Annotated in this window: 13 protein-coding genes; 2 read left to right on the forward strand and 11 right to left on the reverse strand. The window is 57.9% G+C overall.

The window, feature by feature from the left end:
• Positions 1–5: 5 nt before the first annotated feature.
• The 8 genes from KGA81_RS15495 to KGA81_RS15535 all read right to left on the reverse strand — a co-directional run bounded on the left by KGA81_RS15495 (position 6) and on the right by KGA81_RS15535 (position 12157).
• Positions 6–1565, reverse strand: a complete 1560-nt coding sequence (locus KGA81_RS15495) for an AMP-binding protein (protein ID WP_223547067.1) — start codon at positions 1563–1565, stop codon at positions 6–8.
• Between the two features lie 10 nt (positions 1566–1575).
• On the reverse strand, positions 1576–2709 hold the full coding sequence (locus KGA81_RS15500; protein ID WP_223547068.1) for a saccharopine dehydrogenase family protein: 1134 nt from the start codon (positions 2707–2709) through the stop codon (positions 1576–1578).
• A gap of 53 nt (positions 2710–2762) precedes the next feature.
• A complete protein-coding gene (locus tag KGA81_RS15505) occupies positions 2763–4046 on the reverse strand; it encodes an acyl-CoA dehydrogenase family protein (RefSeq protein ID WP_223547069.1) in 1284 nt (427 codons plus the stop codon).
• Positions 4047–4511: 465 nt separating this feature from the next.
• Positions 4512–5495, reverse strand: coding sequence for a PAS domain-containing methyl-accepting chemotaxis protein (locus KGA81_RS30080; protein WP_317850789.1), 984 nt, complete (start codon positions 5493–5495; stop codon positions 4512–4514).
• A gap of 165 nt (positions 5496–5660) precedes the next feature.
• A complete protein-coding gene (locus KGA81_RS15520) occupies positions 5661–6626 on the reverse strand; it encodes a WD40/YVTN/BNR-like repeat-containing protein (RefSeq protein WP_223547070.1) in 966 nt (321 codons plus the stop codon).
• A 13-nt stretch (positions 6627–6639) separates the two neighbouring features.
• The gene (locus tag KGA81_RS15525; RefSeq protein WP_223547071.1) at positions 6640–9054 is read right to left on the reverse strand and encodes an efflux RND transporter permease subunit; all 2415 of its coding nucleotides are present in this window, start codon (positions 9052–9054) and stop codon (positions 6640–6642) included.
• Between the two features lie 8 nt (positions 9055–9062).
• Positions 9063–10709, reverse strand: coding sequence for a DUF1302 domain-containing protein (locus KGA81_RS15530; protein WP_317850790.1), 1647 nt, complete (start codon positions 10707–10709; stop codon positions 9063–9065).
• A 23-nt stretch (positions 10710–10732) separates the two neighbouring features.
• Positions 10733–12157, reverse strand: a complete 1425-nt coding sequence (locus KGA81_RS15535; RefSeq protein ID WP_223547073.1) for a DUF1329 domain-containing protein — start codon at positions 12155–12157, stop codon at positions 10733–10735.
• A gap of 450 nt (positions 12158–12607) precedes the next feature.
• On the opposite strand from KGA81_RS15535, the gene KGA81_RS15540 reads away from it, so the two are divergent.
• Positions 12608–13189: a TetR/AcrR family transcriptional regulator gene (locus tag KGA81_RS15540; protein WP_223547144.1), complete on the forward strand. Its 582-nt coding sequence runs from the start codon at positions 12608–12610 to the stop codon at positions 13187–13189.
• Between the two features lie 195 nt (positions 13190–13384).
• Here the strand turns inward: KGA81_RS15540 and KGA81_RS15545 are convergent, their stop codons facing one another.
• The 3 genes from KGA81_RS15545 to KGA81_RS15555 form a co-directional block, all read right to left on the reverse strand.
• Complete coding sequence (locus KGA81_RS15545; RefSeq protein ID WP_223547074.1) at positions 13385–14167, reverse strand: SDR family NAD(P)-dependent oxidoreductase; 783 nt, start codon at positions 14165–14167, stop codon at positions 13385–13387.
• A 143-nt stretch (positions 14168–14310) separates the two neighbouring features.
• The gene (locus KGA81_RS15550) at positions 14311–16422 is read right to left on the reverse strand and encodes a 3-hydroxyacyl-CoA dehydrogenase NAD-binding domain-containing protein (RefSeq protein WP_223547075.1); all 2112 of its coding nucleotides are present in this window, start codon (positions 16420–16422) and stop codon (positions 14311–14313) included.
• A gap of 68 nt (positions 16423–16490) precedes the next feature.
• Positions 16491–16673 (reverse strand): hypothetical protein, encoded by a 183-nt coding sequence (locus tag KGA81_RS15555; RefSeq protein WP_223547076.1) that lies wholly within the window; start codon positions 16671–16673, stop codon positions 16491–16493.
• 279 nt (positions 16674–16952) lie between these two features.
• Between KGA81_RS15555 and KGA81_RS15560 the strand changes: the two genes are divergently transcribed.
• Positions 16953–17519: a TetR/AcrR family transcriptional regulator gene (locus tag KGA81_RS15560; protein WP_223547077.1), complete on the forward strand. Its 567-nt coding sequence runs from the start codon at positions 16953–16955 to the stop codon at positions 17517–17519.
• The last annotated feature ends 85 nt before the right edge of the window (positions 17520–17604 follow it).

The raw sequence follows: 17604 nt of genomic DNA on the forward strand, positions 1-17604 counted from the left end.
GGACTTCAGATTTGCCGTTTGGCGTCTTGCCAATAACGGGCACGCAGGTCTTTCTTCAGCACCTTGCCGACCGGGCTGCGCGGGAGGGACAGCACTATGTCTATCGTCTTGGGTGCCTTCACCGAGCCCAGCTGTTCCTTGCACAGGGCAATCAGCGTTTGCGCGTCGACGGTTTGACCCTCGTTCAATTCGATGACAGCCTTGACCGCCTCGCCCCACGTCTCGTCCGGCACACCGATCACTGCACAGTCGCGCACAGCGGGATGCCCCCAGATCACCTGCTCGACCTCGCTCGGATAGACGTTGAAGCCACCCGAAATGATCATGTCCTTCTTGCGGTCGGTGATATGCAGATAGCCATCGGCGTCGAGATGACCGATATCGCCGGTATGCAGCCAGCCATCGATGATGGCTTCGGCGGTCTTCTGCGGGTCCTTGTAATAGCCCTTCATGATGAGATCGCCGCGTACGCAGATCTCACCGGTTTCTCCCTGCGGCAGAATCACGTTGTTGTCGTTCATGATCTCGACGCGAACCAGGGGATTGGGTCGGCCGACGGAGGACAGCCGCTCATCACCCGCAACATGTCCATCTACAAAGTGCTCGCCCGGCGTCAGGTGCGCGATGGCGCCAGGTGCTTCGGTCTGCCCGTAGCCTTCCATCATGACTGGCCCGAAGACCTCGATCGCCTGGCGCAGCTTCTCGACCGACATTGGTGCCGCACCGTAGAGGAAGTAGCGTAATGACGAGAAGTCGACCTTCTTGTTCAGATCGGGAATGTCGAGCAGCCGATAGATGACGGTCGGCGGCAGGAAGAATTCCGTCACCTTGTACTGCGCGATTGCCGCGAGCAGCAGTTGCGGCTCCGGCTTAGTGATCACGACAACCGTACCGCCCCTTGCAGTGCATGGCATGGACAGCATGCCGGCGGTGTGGGTCATCGGCGCCGCCGCCAGATTCACCGGCCTGGTGTTGGCCGGATAAGGGGTATTGATCATAAAGTGCGCAAAGCTGGTCTGCACGCTGCGATGCGTATTCATGACGCCCTTGGGCAAGCCCGTCGTACCGCCCGTGGGACCAACCCAGATTACGTCTTCCGGATCAACGTCCACCTGCGGGTCGGTTGCTGGCTGCTGCGCGACGAAGTGCTGAAGAGACTCGGCGCCTTCCACCTCGCCGTCGATGCAGATCCACCGGCGTATCTTGGGCAGCTGCGGCCGCAGGGCAACAATCACCTCGGTAAACTCGCGCTGAAAGAACAGGATCTCGCAGTCGAAGGCGTCCAGCACGTAACGGTTTTCCTCCGGCGCGTTGCGCGCGCCCACCGGAATCCAGCACAGGTTGGCGCGCCAGAGGCCTAGCGCACAGAGCCAGGCCGTCACATCGTTGGCCGCCCAGACCGCGCCCTTGACTCCGGACGCGAATCCCTGCGCGAGGAGCGCGTTGGCGATGCGGCAGGACAGTTCCCCCGCTTCAGTAAAGGTCGTGACCTTGCCGTCCTGGATGTAAGCCGCGCCGTGCGGATTGATCCGCCAGCCACGATCGAAAAAATCAATAATCGCCATCTTCGTCACTTCACAGTTGGGTAATGGTGGCGCGTGCCAAGCCGCGCTGCTCGAGGAAGCCGAGCATGTAGCGGTGACCGAAGGCCTTGGAGGACGAGGCGAAACCCACCTTGGCGACGTCGTTGTCCAGCAGCTTGGCCACTGCCGCGGCTTGCAGGGCACCGGTGGCGATGTAGGGGGTGATGCCGTGCACGGTCGCCCGGACAGCCGCCAGTTGACCGCGGCCGATCGCGAAGTCCACTGTGCGCTGCAGGGTGCTGCGCTCACGAGGCGGCATGCTCGGCGTGGTCGAATCCACCAGACTCTGGATCACCTCATCCTGCTGTTCCTTCGGCAGGTGCTTGTATTCGGCTTCCCACTTCTGCCCCAGCGCGTGGACGCTCTTCATCACAGGGTTGTCGTAGAAGCCGACGCAGGACATGCAGCTGCGCACACGCGCATCCTGCTCGAAATACACCGGCAGCGAGGTTCCGCCCCAGGGCAGGCAGAACACCGACTCCATCAGATTGGGGCAAACGATGTTGAAGCTGACGTTGGGCGCATACGGAACCAGCGCCTTGTCCCACAGATAGGAGCCCTGATGGCGAAAGCCTTCGAAGATGGTGGCGGTGGAGCCCACGGTCACACCGGCGGCACCGACACGCGGCCCACGGGTCAGGGTCGCGGTTTCCAGGGAGTCCACGCCGGGGGTTTCCAGGGCCAGCTCGGCAGCGATCTCGGCGAAGGTGTACATGTAGGCGAGCGACGGCGACAGCAGCAGGCCGGCCTGGCGGAACAGCTCGCCGAACTCATCACGCAGTGCACGAATGTGCTCCTGCTCACCGGCAGGATCCAGGTAGTGACAGCCCGCCTTGAGCGCGGCCTCGACCGCCACCTTGCCGAAATTGACGAAAGGGCCGACGGTGTTGCAGACCACGCGCGCGCCCTTGAACACCTTTACAAGCGCTTCGACCTCGTGCGGGCACTCGATGATTTCATATTTGGCCGACTCCAGGCCGACGACGCGTTGCGCCATCATTTCCTGGGCACGACCGGCGTTGCGCGCCACAGCAGTGAAAGGAATGTTCTGGTCGATCAGCCAGTCCATGGTCAGCATGCCGGTGTAACCACTGGCGCCATAGACAACGACAGGATATTTGGCCATCTCGTGTTCCTCGCTTTCTTATTGGATGATTTTTGTTGGGTGTTTTGGTCGGCTCAGCCCTGGGCCCAGCCTTCGGCGTAGAGCTGCTGGGCCAGCAACCCCAGACGCATGGTCAGGACACGGTTTTCCCCGTCTTCGATCAAAGCGGCCTGTGTGTCTCGCAACAGCTTTTCGATCGGGTATTCGCGCGTCGTCCCGTTACCCCCGAACAGGCGGAAGGCTTCCTCGACAACGGCCAACGCCTCTTCAGTCACCGTGACCTTGGCGGAGGCAGTGGCGTAAGGGTGGGTTTGCGGCGACAGACGAGCAAAGCTCAGCGAACGACGAGCCACGGCGCGGGCGATCTCTACGCGGCGCAGCATTTCGCCCAGACGCAGGCGCGTCATCTGGTGGTCAATCAACATCCGACCGCCCTGGCGACGCTCATGGCAGTATTGCAGCGCATACTCGAAGGCTGCCCGAGCGACGCCAGTGAAGACTTGGCTCATGTGAGTACCGGCATAGGACCAGGACGAGCTGACGGCGCCGTAGTAGGCATCCCGCTCGGCGATGGCAAAGCGCCGAGGTACCCGCACACTGTCAAAATAGATCTCTCCCTGAGGCAAGGAACGCTGCCCGATCTTGTCCAGCGGCTTGCCCTTGGAAACCCCCTTGAGGTCCAGCGGGATGACCACGGCGATGCCATGGGGCAGTCCGTTGCTATCGAAAAAGCCGTCGCCGTAGTCGGCGCACATCAGGCCAAAGGCGACCTGCGCTACTGCGCCATTGGACACCCAGGCCGAGCTCTGTCCATTGATGATGATCTCGTCGCCGACGACCTTTGCGGTCAGGTTGCCGATGTTAGCTTGCTGCCCCGCAGGCCAATCGCGCGCTATATCGAAGAGTTGATTGTCGCTCCCTCGATCAGGCTGGGTGGCCATCCAGCAACCGATTCGGCCCTGACAAAGCTCCACCAGTTCAGCGTTGCCGGCAGCGGCCGCCATCTGTAGCGGGAAACCGGCACAGCCGAGAGAAACCGCCAGACCTGCATCACCCCAGCCAAGCTCTTCACCGATCATGGATTCGATCCGCACCGCCATTTCCGGCGGCAGCTCCGCCAGCAGCGCGGGATCCAGTCCCAGCTTGGCGAACTCACTGAAGAGTGAGTAATAAGGCGAGCCAGGAGCGATGACCTCCTCGGCTTTCATCCGGTCCAGTTCACGACCCAGCGGCCGCAGCACCTCCTTTGAGAAACGGTGTACCGAAGCCTGGATCGCTGCTTCCTCTTCGCTCAGGGGGGGCTCGAAACCGGACAACCCGGCAGCCGGCAACGTCATGGTGGATTTGAGCGTAATCATCAGAGCACCCTCGCCGGAACCGGCCCGCAAGTCATTGGCTGGCGGCCGCCCAAGCAGTTGAGTTCGAGTGTGGATGGGGCCTTTGGCGTTTCGCCCAGAAGGCCTCTGGCGACGGCCAAGCCGTCGTTCGGACAGGAACCAGCCTTGGAATCTTTCATGTTCGACCTCCTGGGGGTCTTTTGTTGTTTTGTCGACTTTAACAAGGAGTTTTATTTTACGCAACGACTGTTATGTTAATAATAATCGTGCACAAGACTTTCCCTGAAAGCGACCCTTTATGGTTCGCCAGTCGTTCAACCGGGAGATGGAAGACCCAGCGCAGGCACCACCTGACAACAGGCCAAAAATACGAGGTGCCCTGCCGATCCAGCGGGTTCCTGACATGCAGGTTGTGGGAGCAATGGACACTTGCGCGCACATCAGTCCGCTATACAGGGTGCCCCTAAAGGACGCCCTCTCAGATGGCTAATGCGCCTTTGAAGAGAGCATTTCCTGAATCGTCTGAGTAGCTTCTCGAGTTCTGCCTGCGAGCTTCTTCACTTCATCCGCCACTACGGAAAATCCGCGCCCCGCATCACCGGCTCGTGCCGCTTCGATTGCTGCATTGAGGGCGAGCATGTTGATCTGGTCAGTGATGCTCTTGATCACGTTCACGACCTGCGAAATCTGTTCGTAAGTCGCCTGTATGCCAGCCAACTCCCGAGCGCGTATCGTTTGGGCGAGCTTTTCGTCCGAGATATCACGTACGGCCCCGATGATGCGGCGGAGCTTGCCACTGCGATCCATCACGCCCTGGCCCCTTTCGCGGTACCAGATATCGCCTTTGAATTTGTGCCTCATTCGGTACTCGACCGTATAGCCTGCGGAAGGGTCTGCGGCATCAAGGTATTGCGTCACTACCTTCATGACCTGCTTCAGATCATCCGGATGGACGATTGAAAAATACCCCTCCCAGTCATCCTTGAAATCCTGTTCCGAATAGCCCACGAGTTCGCGGAACTGCTTCGACCAGCAAAGCTGGTTTTCAGGGTGATCCGGATTTCCGTCAACAATAAACAGCTCCCAGCAAACCTCTGTGAGCGCATTCTTGGTCACCTCCCAGACCTGTTCCTTTTCCCTGCATGAAACCAACTGCTCATTCAGATCGGACAGCTTCAGGTTGCTCTCCTTGATCTCACATTGAAGCTCGTGCATTTCATCCCGAGCGGCTTGCAGAGAATTTTTCAGATCACTGACCAGGGCACTTTCAGAGTCATCTGATCTCTGACCAGCACTGTTATGCTGCTGATGGTTGAGCCGCCGCTCCAGCCCATCGAAGCTGTCAGCCAACCATGGATATTTGTTGATCAAACCCCCTTTGAAATGGGGGGCTGGCTGACCACTCAACAGCGACGATATTCGCGAGCTGACCTCTTCAGCCAGACGCTTGAGCTTTCTTCCGGAAAACATGGGTCCGCCTTAAAAACAGTCGAATTCATGATTGGCTGATTTCAAAAAAAAAGGGACCGGACGTCGATCCGACGAGGTCCCTCAAAGGGAGGAATCAAAATCAGCTATGGGGTCAAAGAACAGAGTCAACAACTCGCCGTTCTAGCAACGTCTCGAGAGATGCCTTTACTTGATTTGTACCGGCACCACACCACGTCGAGAAAACAGAACGGGATAGTCATTGCCGCTGAGTAATGCAGCCGTCAGCGAAACGCCATCGGGTGTCTTCTGCTCCTGGAAACTCCCTCCTCCATCGCTGCTGCGTACCATCAGCCCATCCAGACCGACCACGACTACCTGCTTTCCTGACACGGCGATGGCCGTGATCGAACTCTTGCTCTCCAGGGGCACGCGTTGCCAAACCTGTCCGTCCGCGGTGCCGTGCAGAAGTGTGCCGCGTTGGCCACCGACCAGCAGGGTGCCATCGGCCAACACGGCTCCCGACCAAAGCGTGCCCTCATAGCCGGTATCCAGATAGCTCCAGCTTTTCCCAAAGTCATCGGAACGCAACACCTGGCCTCGTTCGGCGGCGGCATACACGCTGCCGCGAGCGTCGACGAAAAGCCCCATCAAGTTGAGATCGGCACGGTTAGATCCTGGCGGGGCTTTAAGCTTCTGTTCATCCCAGGTTTTCCCGCCGTCATCGGTCGTCAACACCAGTGACCAAAGGCCGACGGCGACACCTTGTTCGGCGTTGAAAAAATGCACAGCGAACAGTGGCCGATCCTCATTGCTGGACAGTCGTTGAATCTGCCAGGAGTCACCGCCGTCGCTGCTGGCCAGAATCGCCCCCCAGTGACCAACCGCCCAACCTTGCCTGGAATCGACGAATGAAACACCGGTCAGTGGCGTGGACAGCGGTACCGAGCTTGCCTGATGGAAGCTTTTCCCTTGATCATCGGAAAGCAACACCATGCCATGATCGCCAACGGCGACCACACGATCCTTTGCCCATGCAGCATCCAGAAAGGTGGCCTGCGTGGCGTTGCTCGAAGGGACTGCCGGCACAGCTTCCAATGCAGACGCCTGAAGTGTGACCAGTGGCAGCACTGCAGCGAGTAAAGTCCCCATGAATGAAATCATGTATCGCATGTCGCTTTTCTCCTCAGTGCGCCAGTGCGCCGACCATGCGCACAGCGCGCTTACGTGGGAATACCCGCTCGAGCCAGACTGCGAAAGCCGGTAACACGGTCATGGCCATGACCATGTTGACCATGAACATGAAGGCGAGCAGCTTGCCCATATCGGCCTGGAACTTGAGGTCGGAGAACGCCCAGGTGGCGACGCCGACTGCCAGAGTAATCGCAGTAAAGATGGTTGCCACACCGACTTCGAGCAAAGCGTGCTCGACAGCCTTGGCGATCGGTAGGCCCAGGGACTGATGCAGTTGCATGCGGTTGTAGATGTAGAAGGCGTAGTCAACACCGATGCCAACCGCCAATACCATCACCGGCAGCGTCGCGATGGTCAGACCGATCTGTAGTTCCTTCATGAACCAATAGCCGATAAAGGTGCCAATGGTCAGAGGAAGGCAGCACACCAGCACAGCGCGCAGATCTCGATAAACGACAAATACCAGCAGCGCGATTGCGGCATAGACATACAGCATCATTGGTGTCTCACTTTTTTCAACTTCCTCGTTGATGGCTGCGATCACCCCTGCATTACCCGAGGCCAGTCGCACCGTCACCCCTGGCATCGGGAATTCGCGACGAAAGGCCTTGGCTGCTTCGATCACCTTGTTGATAGTCGTTGCCTTGTGGTCTGCCAGATACAGGTGTACGGCGGCCATGCTGCAATCAGAACGCATGATTCCCGGAATTCGAGCCACTTCGGTAGCCAACGAGGAGTAGTTCGCAGGATCGATGGGCACCGCATTCATTTTCGGATTGCCCTCGTTATAACCCTCGTTGAACTGGCGCATGCTGGTGGAAAATGCGGCAACCGACACCACTCCGGGTACGCCTTCCATTGCCCACACAAAGCGATCCTGGTATTGACCCAAGGCGACCTCTTCGCAGGCGACTGAAGCGCCGTCACCAGACGTGCCTGGATTGACCTCGAAGACGACGCTTAGCCAATCCAGGCCGATGTCGTAGTTGCTGGCGATGGCTACTGCATCACGGTTGAAGCGAGAGTCCTCACGCAATTCCGGTGCACCTGCCTGCAGGGAACCAACGACTCGGTCATGGCTTTGCCAGACCGCCGCGAGAAAGACGAGCAATGCAACACAAAGCACCCATTTGGCATTACGCCATTCGGTGAGCCTGACCAGTCCATGCAACCAACGGGCACGGCGTTGACGCGAGGTCTCCTCGGTCGCGGCGTAATTACCGTCGACCCGCAGCATCGACGCCACCAACGGCAACATCACCAGATTGGTGATGATCTTGTAGGACACACCGAGCGACGCGGTGATAGCCAACTCGCGTACCATCGGGATCGGGATCAGCACCAGCGTTACAAAGGAAACAAAGGCCGTCACCAGAGCCAGCGTGCCGGGGATCAGCAAACCGCTGAAACTGGAACGCGCCGCCTCCTCGACGCACTTGCCATGGGCGATTTCCCGCACGATGAAATTTATCTGCTGCACGCCATGGGACACGCCGATGGCGAACACCAGAAAGGGCACCAACACGGCAAGCGGGTCGAGACCATAGCCAAGCAGCCTTAGACTGCCAAACTGCCAGACCAGCGACGCCAATGAACACCCCAGTGCCAGCAAAGTGAAACGTACGGAGTGGCAGTACCAGTACACCGCAGCGGCCGTCAGCAGCAATGCCAGCAGGCAAAACTCCAATACTGCAGACGCGCCATCGGCAATATCGCCGATCTGCTTCGCAAAGCCGATGATCTGAATTTCGAAATCACCGTCCTCGAACTGCTGACGAATTTGCTTTTCCAGGACCTGGTTGTAGGCCACATAGTCCAAGCGCGCGCCAGTGGCGTCAAACTCGTTGAGTTCGACGGTGATCATCGCGCTGCTCTGATCCCGCGAGACCAGCGTGCCGATAAAGCCCCCCTGAGCCGTCGAATCGGCGATCCTGGCAATGGTTTCATCATCGAGGCGTTCGGGGGTTACCGTACCCGGTACAAGTGGATCTGCACGGAAGCCCTCCTCGGTTATCTCGTTGACGAAAGCGTTCGGCGTCCATAACGAACGCACGCTGCTACGCGAAACATTGGGCAGAAAGGTGACTGCCTGAGTGACGTCATACAGACGCTTGAGAGCTGTCTCGCTCCAGATCTTGCCTGCGCGAGCCCTGACCACGATGGTCAGGCGATTCGCCCCCAACAGGTCATTGCGGTACGCCTCGAACGTTTCTACATATTCATGGCCGATGGGCAGCTGCTTTTCAAAGCCGGCATCCATACGCAACTGAATAGCAAACCAGGCCATGATCAGAGTGAAGATGACCAGACTCGCCAGTACTGGCCGGCGATGCCCGAAAAGCCAGTTTTCGATGCGAGGCAGCACGCCACGCCCCCGTTTGACGGGCACTTTTACAGAAGTATTCACGACGTGCCTCACAGAGTGCGCGAAATCACGAAACCGACATAGTCGCGATCACCCAACAATTGATCGTAGGGGGTATCGCCTCCCATGAATTTCGCGTAGTTGAAAGAGACCTGCCAACTTGCAGGGTTACGCACCAGGTTCAAATACAGGTTCATGCTGCTGGCACCCTCGGTGAAGGTTGCAGACAGATTGGGTGTCCGTCCGCCCAGGGAGCGCGAATAGAAGATCCCAGGCGTAACCTGCCAACCTGGAAGCAACGTCCCGTCATAGGTGAGGCTGAAATCCACATTGACACCGGATGAGGTTTTGTTGCCCTTGGCCGTCGGCGGGGTCGATGGATCTAACTGCCAGGTGTTCAAACCCGCGGAGATCACCTCACCGTCGACGCTGTCATGCAGATCGGGATACTTCACGACCACCAATTCAGACAGGAGGGTGCCCGTACTGGCGCCGGTGAAGTCAAGCAGTCCGGGGGAGTTGGAGGGTGTCAGGCTGTATAGGCCGGTCAGGTGCCACTGGAATTTTTTCTGGTCGTCCCAGCATTTGCCACCATTGTTTGCACAGAGATCGAGGACAGGGTTGAGTGGCACCGCATCCTTGGGACGGTAGGACAATTCCGTGCCGACAGCCCAGTCGCCAATCGGCATGTTGGCGCTGATGCCATAGAGCATACGGTCTTCCGGATATACCCACTTTTGCGAAAGGGCGAAGGTCTCCGGATCGAGCACCTGCACCGTCAGCGACGGCAGCTTTTCGTGATAGCGCATCACGTAAAGGCCGAGATTGAGATCGGTGTCATCCGGTTGCCAACGCAGCGAGATGCCCCACTGTCCGCTATTCCGAGCATCCTTATCGTCGAACCCGTAGGACTCCATGCCCTCACCGAGCCCGTGAGTGGTCGACCAGTAACTGCCAACGGGCGGCAGCTCGCTCTTGTTCCAGCCGAACTGATAGTAGGCCTCAATGTTCAGACCTGAACCCAGACCCGAAGCGAGGCTGAGCATCGGGGCTGGCAGCACGGCTTCCTTGAGCTGGACACCAGGACGCGCGAGGGCCTGGTAATCGTAAGCGTTGGTGTTGTTGATGCCACCCACCACGAACAGGCTTTCACCCCAGTTGATCACCTGGTTGCCCAAGCGAGCCCGTACGCGCTGATCGCCGACATCGAAGCTCTTGCTCACCCACAGGTCGAGCAGGCGAGCCTTGAATTCCAGGTCGTCACGCGCATCATTGGTAAGACCATCGCTGCCAACGCCCGCAGGTGTGTTGAAAGACAGGGCGCCGGTGGTATCGGTGGCGGCGAAGTCACGAATCCAGCTTCCACGTGCCATGAAGGTGAAGTCCTCCGGTAGCTTCAGCAGCAACTCATGGGAGCCTTTGATGTAGTTGGTGAACAGGTCACCCTTGTCGTAGTTCAAGTTGCCCTGATCACCAATACCTGAAGTTTGTGCCAGGCAACCACTGGGCGGGTTGTGTCCGGTAGCGCCGGTGTTGACCAGATTGCAGGATTGCGAATCGGTGCGCAGGCCCATGCCCACGGCGATGGTGGAATCGAATGAACCACGGATGTTCTCGGTTTCAAACGTGAACGCCATTGCCAAAGGGGTTGCACACGCGATGACAAGGCCTGATGCTTTTGTGATTATTTTTTTCATGATGGCTCTCGATCGATCGCTTTTTAGCGTTCGCTGATGGCACGCAAGTTGTCGGAGGTGTAGAAGTCACGCTTCAGGCGGGGGTTGCCGGTACTCTCGGTGAGCCAGCGGTGATCGTTCTTGCCCACTCCGACAGACGTCATGTCGTACAGGTAGCGACCGTCAACCAGGTTGTACTGCGCCTGTGCCTCCATATCGCAGGTGCCTGTCTCGTAGACCGGGATCGTATAGCCTTCGCGAACTTTCCAGATTTGCCCTTGCTTGTCGTAGTCGACGGCCATCAGAGCGTTCCAGCTATCTTCATCGATGTAGAAGAGTCGCTTCGGAGCCTGGTGGCGCATGCCCTGGCGAACCGTGGCCTCGACGACCCAGACACGATGCAATTCATAGCGACGTGATTCGGGCGCGATGTAATCACGCTTGGCCACATTCTCAATGTTGGCAGAGGCGTCATAGGCCCCGAAGGCGTTGTAGGGCACCAACAACTCCTGCTTGCCGACCAGCTTCCAGTCGAAGCGGTCCATCGGCCCGAAGAACACGTTCGACTCATCGATGGTGTACTGATTATCGAGACCAATTTGCGGAGAGTCGTAGGAGTAGGCGGGCATGCGACGCACACGACGCTGGCCGGGGAAGTAATAGAACGTGGTCGCCTGTTCGCCAGCCTTGGTAGTCACCACACCGGCCTGTCCGGCAAGGGCAGCAGGATCCAGATAGGAGAAATAAGTGGCGACTTCCAGGCGATCGAAGGAAGAGAACAACGCACTGCCCTTTTCTCCCCATGGCGTATACATGAACCAGTCCGTCGAAGTGCGCAGCCAGTCGTTCCCCCCCTTGCGCGGCGATATCCCGGAAACGGTCTTGGACATATCGAAACCAACGCCGCGGTAGCGCATTTTCATGTTCCACATCACCTCGGCACCGGTGCTCGGCATAGGGAATGGAATACCGGGTACATGAGCTTCTTTCAGGGCCAGACCATCGGCGTCCAATGTGGCGAACCCGACGTTCTTCCTGGTGTTATCAGCGACAAAGTCGGGCACGCCACAGCTACGACGGGTCGGATACACGTCCATGCGATAGCCCGGGATTTTCTTGAACAGTTCAACCTGACCGGGTGAAAGCTTGTTCGCATATTGCGAGACATTGTTGGAGTCGATACTGAAAAGCGGCTTGTCGTTCTTGAATTTCCAGGATTGACCACGCACCTGGCCATAAGTCCAGCCACCGCCCTGCGGACCGGGTGGCGTCCAGGCCGGGATGACCCCATCAGCACTTGCCGCGACTTCCCCTCCCAGCGGCGTTAGATTCGTACCGAGCAGCGCAGGATCCTTCTGTGCAGCTTGAACAGTGCCGATAGCAGCCATTGCTGCCAATGCCACGATCAGATGCCTGACTCCACTTCTGGTGGAGATGCCGGCGCATGGCCGCTCAATAACTTCATTCATTGGAAGATCCTCAAGGGGGCTGGAACCGGCGGCGCGACCTTCCTGGGGGGGAAGACTCGGGCTGTGCCACACTCTATAATCAATTGACTTGATCACTTGACCAAGTCAATCGACCACAAAGCAAACCACATGCCAAACCATGGGAATAAAATGAATTAGCTTAATTATCAATACGTTAGAAATTTGTTCCATCGGCCAGGCAGCACTGCTTACTCACCGAAGCACCAGCTTGTGTCAGCAGGCCGCACCAATCTGGGAATTTACGAAACGACTGTTACGAATTATCACCGTATTGGAGTGAGCTATTCACGTGTGCCATTGGCAACAAAAACCCGTGCGCCGATCCACATCGGCTCATGACTCGCAGACCAGTCATGCGGTAGCATCCGCCGGCGTTGACGCCGAACCCCAGGCACGCGCTACTGCAGTAACAAAGGAGATTGCTTGACTATGGCCAGAGTGGGCGCTGAATTGCGTAGACAGGACTTCGTGGAAGCCACTGTCAAAGTGATTGCTGAACATGGGGTTGCCAATGCAACGACTCGACGTATTGCCGCTGCCGCAGGCTGCCCTCTCGCGTCGCTGCACTACGTGTTTCATACAAAAGACGACCTCCTCTATGCGGTTTATGAGTCTCTTTTCAACTTGCCACACCAGGCCCTGACGAACGTGCCTGCGGGGACTACCGCAGCCGAAACGACAGCAGAAATGCTTCGTCAATTAGTCACGTGGTTCTCCACCAACCCCGACATAGCCAAGGCACAAACCGAGCTTTTCTTCTGGGCCATGCGCAACAACCCCGAGATGGCGAGCAGGATCTACGCGGTAGCGATAGAAGCAACGGAACAGGCCATGGAAAAAGCCATCGGTACGCAATTCGACAAGACCTTCTTGAAAGCCACAAGTCGACTGTTGGTTCACCTTGTAGATGGTCTGATCATCGCCTGGTCCGCTCATGGAAACTTGGCGCGGCTGGAGGCAGAAACTGAAACGGCCTGCGAAGCTGTAGCGCTATTAGTGGCCAGCCGCTGAACATTTCGATCCGTATCTACCTGACGATCATCAACCTGTACCCCGGTGGGTGATCGCCGGGGCCTGAGTGATTTGTTGAGCTGTGGCGGATATAGCTGTTGGAGGTACCGGTGAAGTATGGCAAGTCAGTGCTCAACCAGATCATGGTTGCAGCTGGCGACTCTGTCTGAGCACAAGCCTTGTCATCGAACTTGCTTACAAGCTACTGACCAATTGACCTCCATCCACTGCCAGAACGCTACCGCTCATGAACGCACCGGCATCGCTGGCGAGGAGTAGAAACGGCCCTTCCAGCTCGTGGAGTTCGCCTAATCGGCGCATGGGAATCAGCTCACGTATGTAGTTGATGCCCTTGTCACTATCGAAAAAAGCTTCATTCATTTCCGTCTTGAAGTAGCCCGGGGCTATGGCGTTGACGCGAATCCTGTAGCGCGCGAGCTCCAGCGCCAGCGACTTGGTCAGTTGCACTACGCCTGCTTTGGCGGCGCAGTAATGGCTATAGCCGGTGCCAACTCGTAAACCAAGTATCGAGGCAATATTGACGATGCTGCCGCTACGTCCTGCTTTAACCAGCCGCTGCGCTGCGACCTGAGCAACACGCCAGACACCGTCGAGGTTGGTCGCCAGCATTGCACGCCAATCTTCCTCACCGATGTCCAGCGGGCGTTGGCCATTGCCGATGCCGGCATTGTTGAGCACTACGTCGACTACCCCGAAGTGCGCCTCGGCGGTGTCGAAGGCCGCCTCTACGCTGGCCCGGTCGGTGACGTCGAGTGCGACCGACAGCGCCTGGCCGCCCTCCCACTCAATGTCCATGGCCACTTGTTCAAGCCTGTCGAGGCGCCGCGCAGTCAGAACCACCCGGGCGCCGGCACGAGCGGCGACTCGAGCCAGGTGCGCACCGATGCCGCTGGAGGCACCGGTGATCAACACGGTTCGGTCGGCAAGGGAAAAGTTCTGGGCGAAATCGTGAGTCATCAATACACCTCGAAAAGAATGACGGTACGTCTTGCGCTAGCGCGTTTTACAGGAAACAGGCCCCTTCCTCCGGGATCGGTCCAGGATGAGGTTGATGCGTGGTCGCCCTCATGACTCGCCCTCCTCCGGAGAAAGAGGATTTTTCAGAATTTTTCGATACGGGTTTTGCCAGCGGCGACCAGACGTTCCAGCAGCGCTGCCGGCCGGAACCACATCTCGCCGTATTCGCCAAGCGCGTGGCGATAGTGGTGGATGCGAGAGAGCACTGTGTCCAGGCCCAACTGTTCTGCGTAATGCATCGGGCCGCCGAGATGGGCTGGAAAGCCGTAGCCGTTGATCCACACCAAATCGATGTCGCTGGCGCGCTGGGCGATGCCTTCGTCCAGCAATTGGATACCTTCGTTGATCATCATGAACAGGCAACGATCATGGATCTCCAGGTCTTCAATGCTGCGCCGGGGAACGTTGAGCTCACGGGCAAGCTGCTCAGCCAGCGTGCCGATTTCTCCGTCTACCGTACGATTGCGTCCTTCGTACAGGTAAAAGCCACGTCCGGTTTTCTGGCCGTATCGCCCCAAGGCATACAGTTCTTCGCTTAAGCAGCAGTAACTTTGGTCATGGGCTATGGCCTCACGATTGGCGTCGCGCATCAGGAAGCTCACGTCGATACCGGCCAAGTCGAGCATGCTGAAAACACCCATGTTCAAGTCCAGGCTAGTCAGCACAGCATCGACCTGTACCGGTGTCGCACCCTCCAGTACCAGTCGATGGGCTTCGCGGGCATAAGGTTCGAGCATGCGATTGCCGATGGAACCTGCGCCGTTTCCCGAAATCACCGGGAGCTTGCCGATGCGCCTGGCGATGTCCACGACGCTTGCCACCACGTCCGGTGCCGTGGCCTGACAACGTACAATTTCCACCAAGCGCATAACGTTGGCCGGGCTAAAGAAATGCAGGCCGATTACATCTTGCGAACGGGAGATAGTCGCCGCGAGCGCGGCGATATCCAGCGACGAGGTGTTGGTCGCGAGAATGGCGCCCGGCTTGCAGACTTTCTCCAAAGCGAGAAACACCTGTTGCTTGGTTTCCATCTTTTCGCACACTGCCTCGATTATCAGGTCCGCGTCGAACAAGTCTGCGTAGTCGAGAGTGCCGAACAACAGTTCCATCCGCTGCTGCATTTGTATTGCGGTCAGTTTTCTGCGCTTGACACTCCGTTGATAGTTTTCACGAACCCGCCTTAAGCCGCGATCCAGAGTGCGACCATCGAGATCCATTAATGCCACGGGAATGCCGACATCGGCGAAACTCATAGCGATGCCCCCACCGAGGGTGCCGGCACCGATCACCGCGACCTTGTCGATCTTGCGCAGTGCGTCGGCAGGCACGATCGACGGAGTTCGCTGTGCTTCCCGCTCTGCCAAGAACACATGGCGTAGCGCTCTTGACTGACGTGATGCTTCAGCCTGCTTGAAAAGCGTCAATTCCCGCACCAACCCTTCTTTCATCGGCAACAGACAGGCAGCCTCCAACGCACAAAGCACCAGACGTGGCGCCAGTCGGCTTTTCCAGCGGGGTTCGTGTTCCACGCGGTAACGCGCAAGGAAATCATCCGGTAGATCCTCGGCGGGTTTTGGCCAGGCTTCTACTGGCCGCGCCGGGGCACAGGAGTCGATCAGTTCATTGGCATAAGCACACGCTTCATCCAGCAACTGTTCGGCGCTGGCGGCGATGCGGTCAAGGATGCCTAACATGCGAGCGCGCTCGGCATCGATCTGTTCGCCAGAAAGGATCAGGTTCAATGCCGATTCGGCTCCGATCAGCCTGGGCAGGCGCTGGGTTCCGCCAGCGCCGGGCAACAGGCCCAGATTGATTTCCGACAACCCCAGTCGGGCGCCCGGCGCACCAATCCGATAGCCACAGGCCAGAGCCAACTCCAGTCCTCCACCCAATGCCAACGTGCCAATCGCGGCAACCAGTGGTTTATGGATCGCGCTCAGGCGAGTCAAGGTGCCAGGCAAGTTGGGTTCGGCGAAACAGGCCTCGGTGCCGAACTCCTCGATATCGGCACCGGCACTGAACAGCCCCTGCGCGCCATAAAGAACGACGGCCCCCACGGTGATGTCGGCGGCAGCGCGCTCGCAGGCCTCGATGAGGGCCACACGCAGCGACCGGTCGAGTGCGTTAACAGGTGCACGGTTCAGGCCGATCAAAGCCAAGCCGTCTTCGACACGGTAGTGGATCAAGTCGCACATTGGATGTCCCTTACTGGAATTTCCAAGGTATTGAATGGGTGTCAGGCAGGTCGTCAATCGGCGAATTATCAAAAACGCCGGAAGACTTCACCGATGCTGACAACGGGATAACTCGGATGGGACGGCGCCACCAGATTCGAAATCACCGGGCTGAAAACACCGTTGTCACCCAACGAGTAGAAGCAATGGATGGAGTAGACGGCGAGAAAGACGAGGGTCACGGCCAGGCAGGAAAAGAGAAACGGGCGCATCGAAAACCTCCGTCATTTGGCAGGAGCCAAATGCAGTGTCTTTTGTTATTGAGGGTTTCGATTCTGGATAACGGCCGATGCAAAAGCTTGGCAGATCACGCCATGTATTTTGCAATTCATGACATTCAAATGCTTCGGAACCCGGGCAAATTTGAAAGCCAACAACTGAGTAAATAATGTCTCAGATGAAGTAATTTACTCATGTTCTGTGGTTTTCGTTGCAGCAATGAGCTTTTCCTGCACAATTCCCGGCATTGAAATTCGATCCGAGACCGACTGATGTCCCTGACTCCCCAAGACGAAAGACTCATCAAGGCGCTGGCCCTGGCCATCGTTGATCGCCCGCGGGCGACGCTCAAGGAACTGGCTGAAGCTGCTGGCGTGAGCAAGGCTACGTTGCATCGCTTTTGCGGCACCCGTGACAACCTGGTGCAGATGATGGAAAGCCACGGTGAGACGGTGCTGAACCAGATCACCACCACGACCGACCTGTTGCACAGCGAGCCGGTGCAGGCGCTGCGTAGTCTGATCAATGAGCATTTGGCGCATCGTGAAATGCTGGTTTTCCTGCTCTTTCAATATCGCCCGGACACCTTCCCGGTAAATGGTGAGGGGGACCGTTGGCAATCTTATGCCGATGCCCTTGATGCGTTCTTTCTGCGCGGCCAACAATTGGGTGCCTTCCGCATCGATATCACCGCAGCAGTCTTCACGGAACTGTTCCTGACCATGATCTTCGGCATGGTCGATGCGGAGCGCCGTGGGCGCGCGGCCAGTGCCAACTCAGCCAATGTGCTGGAGCAGATGTTCTTGCATGGCGCTGCCGGCGTAGTACGCCCCCAATAATCCCCACTCCTCGTTCCTCCAAATAAAGAGCCCCGCGACCTGACGGTTCACGGGGCTAAAAAACAGGTTGGGTGCGCCAACCCAA

This window comes from Pseudomonas sp. A-B-19, from assembly GCF_019947515.1.
In the GTDB taxonomy this organism is placed as follows: Bacteria; Pseudomonadota; Gammaproteobacteria; order Pseudomonadales; family Pseudomonadaceae; genus Aquipseudomonas.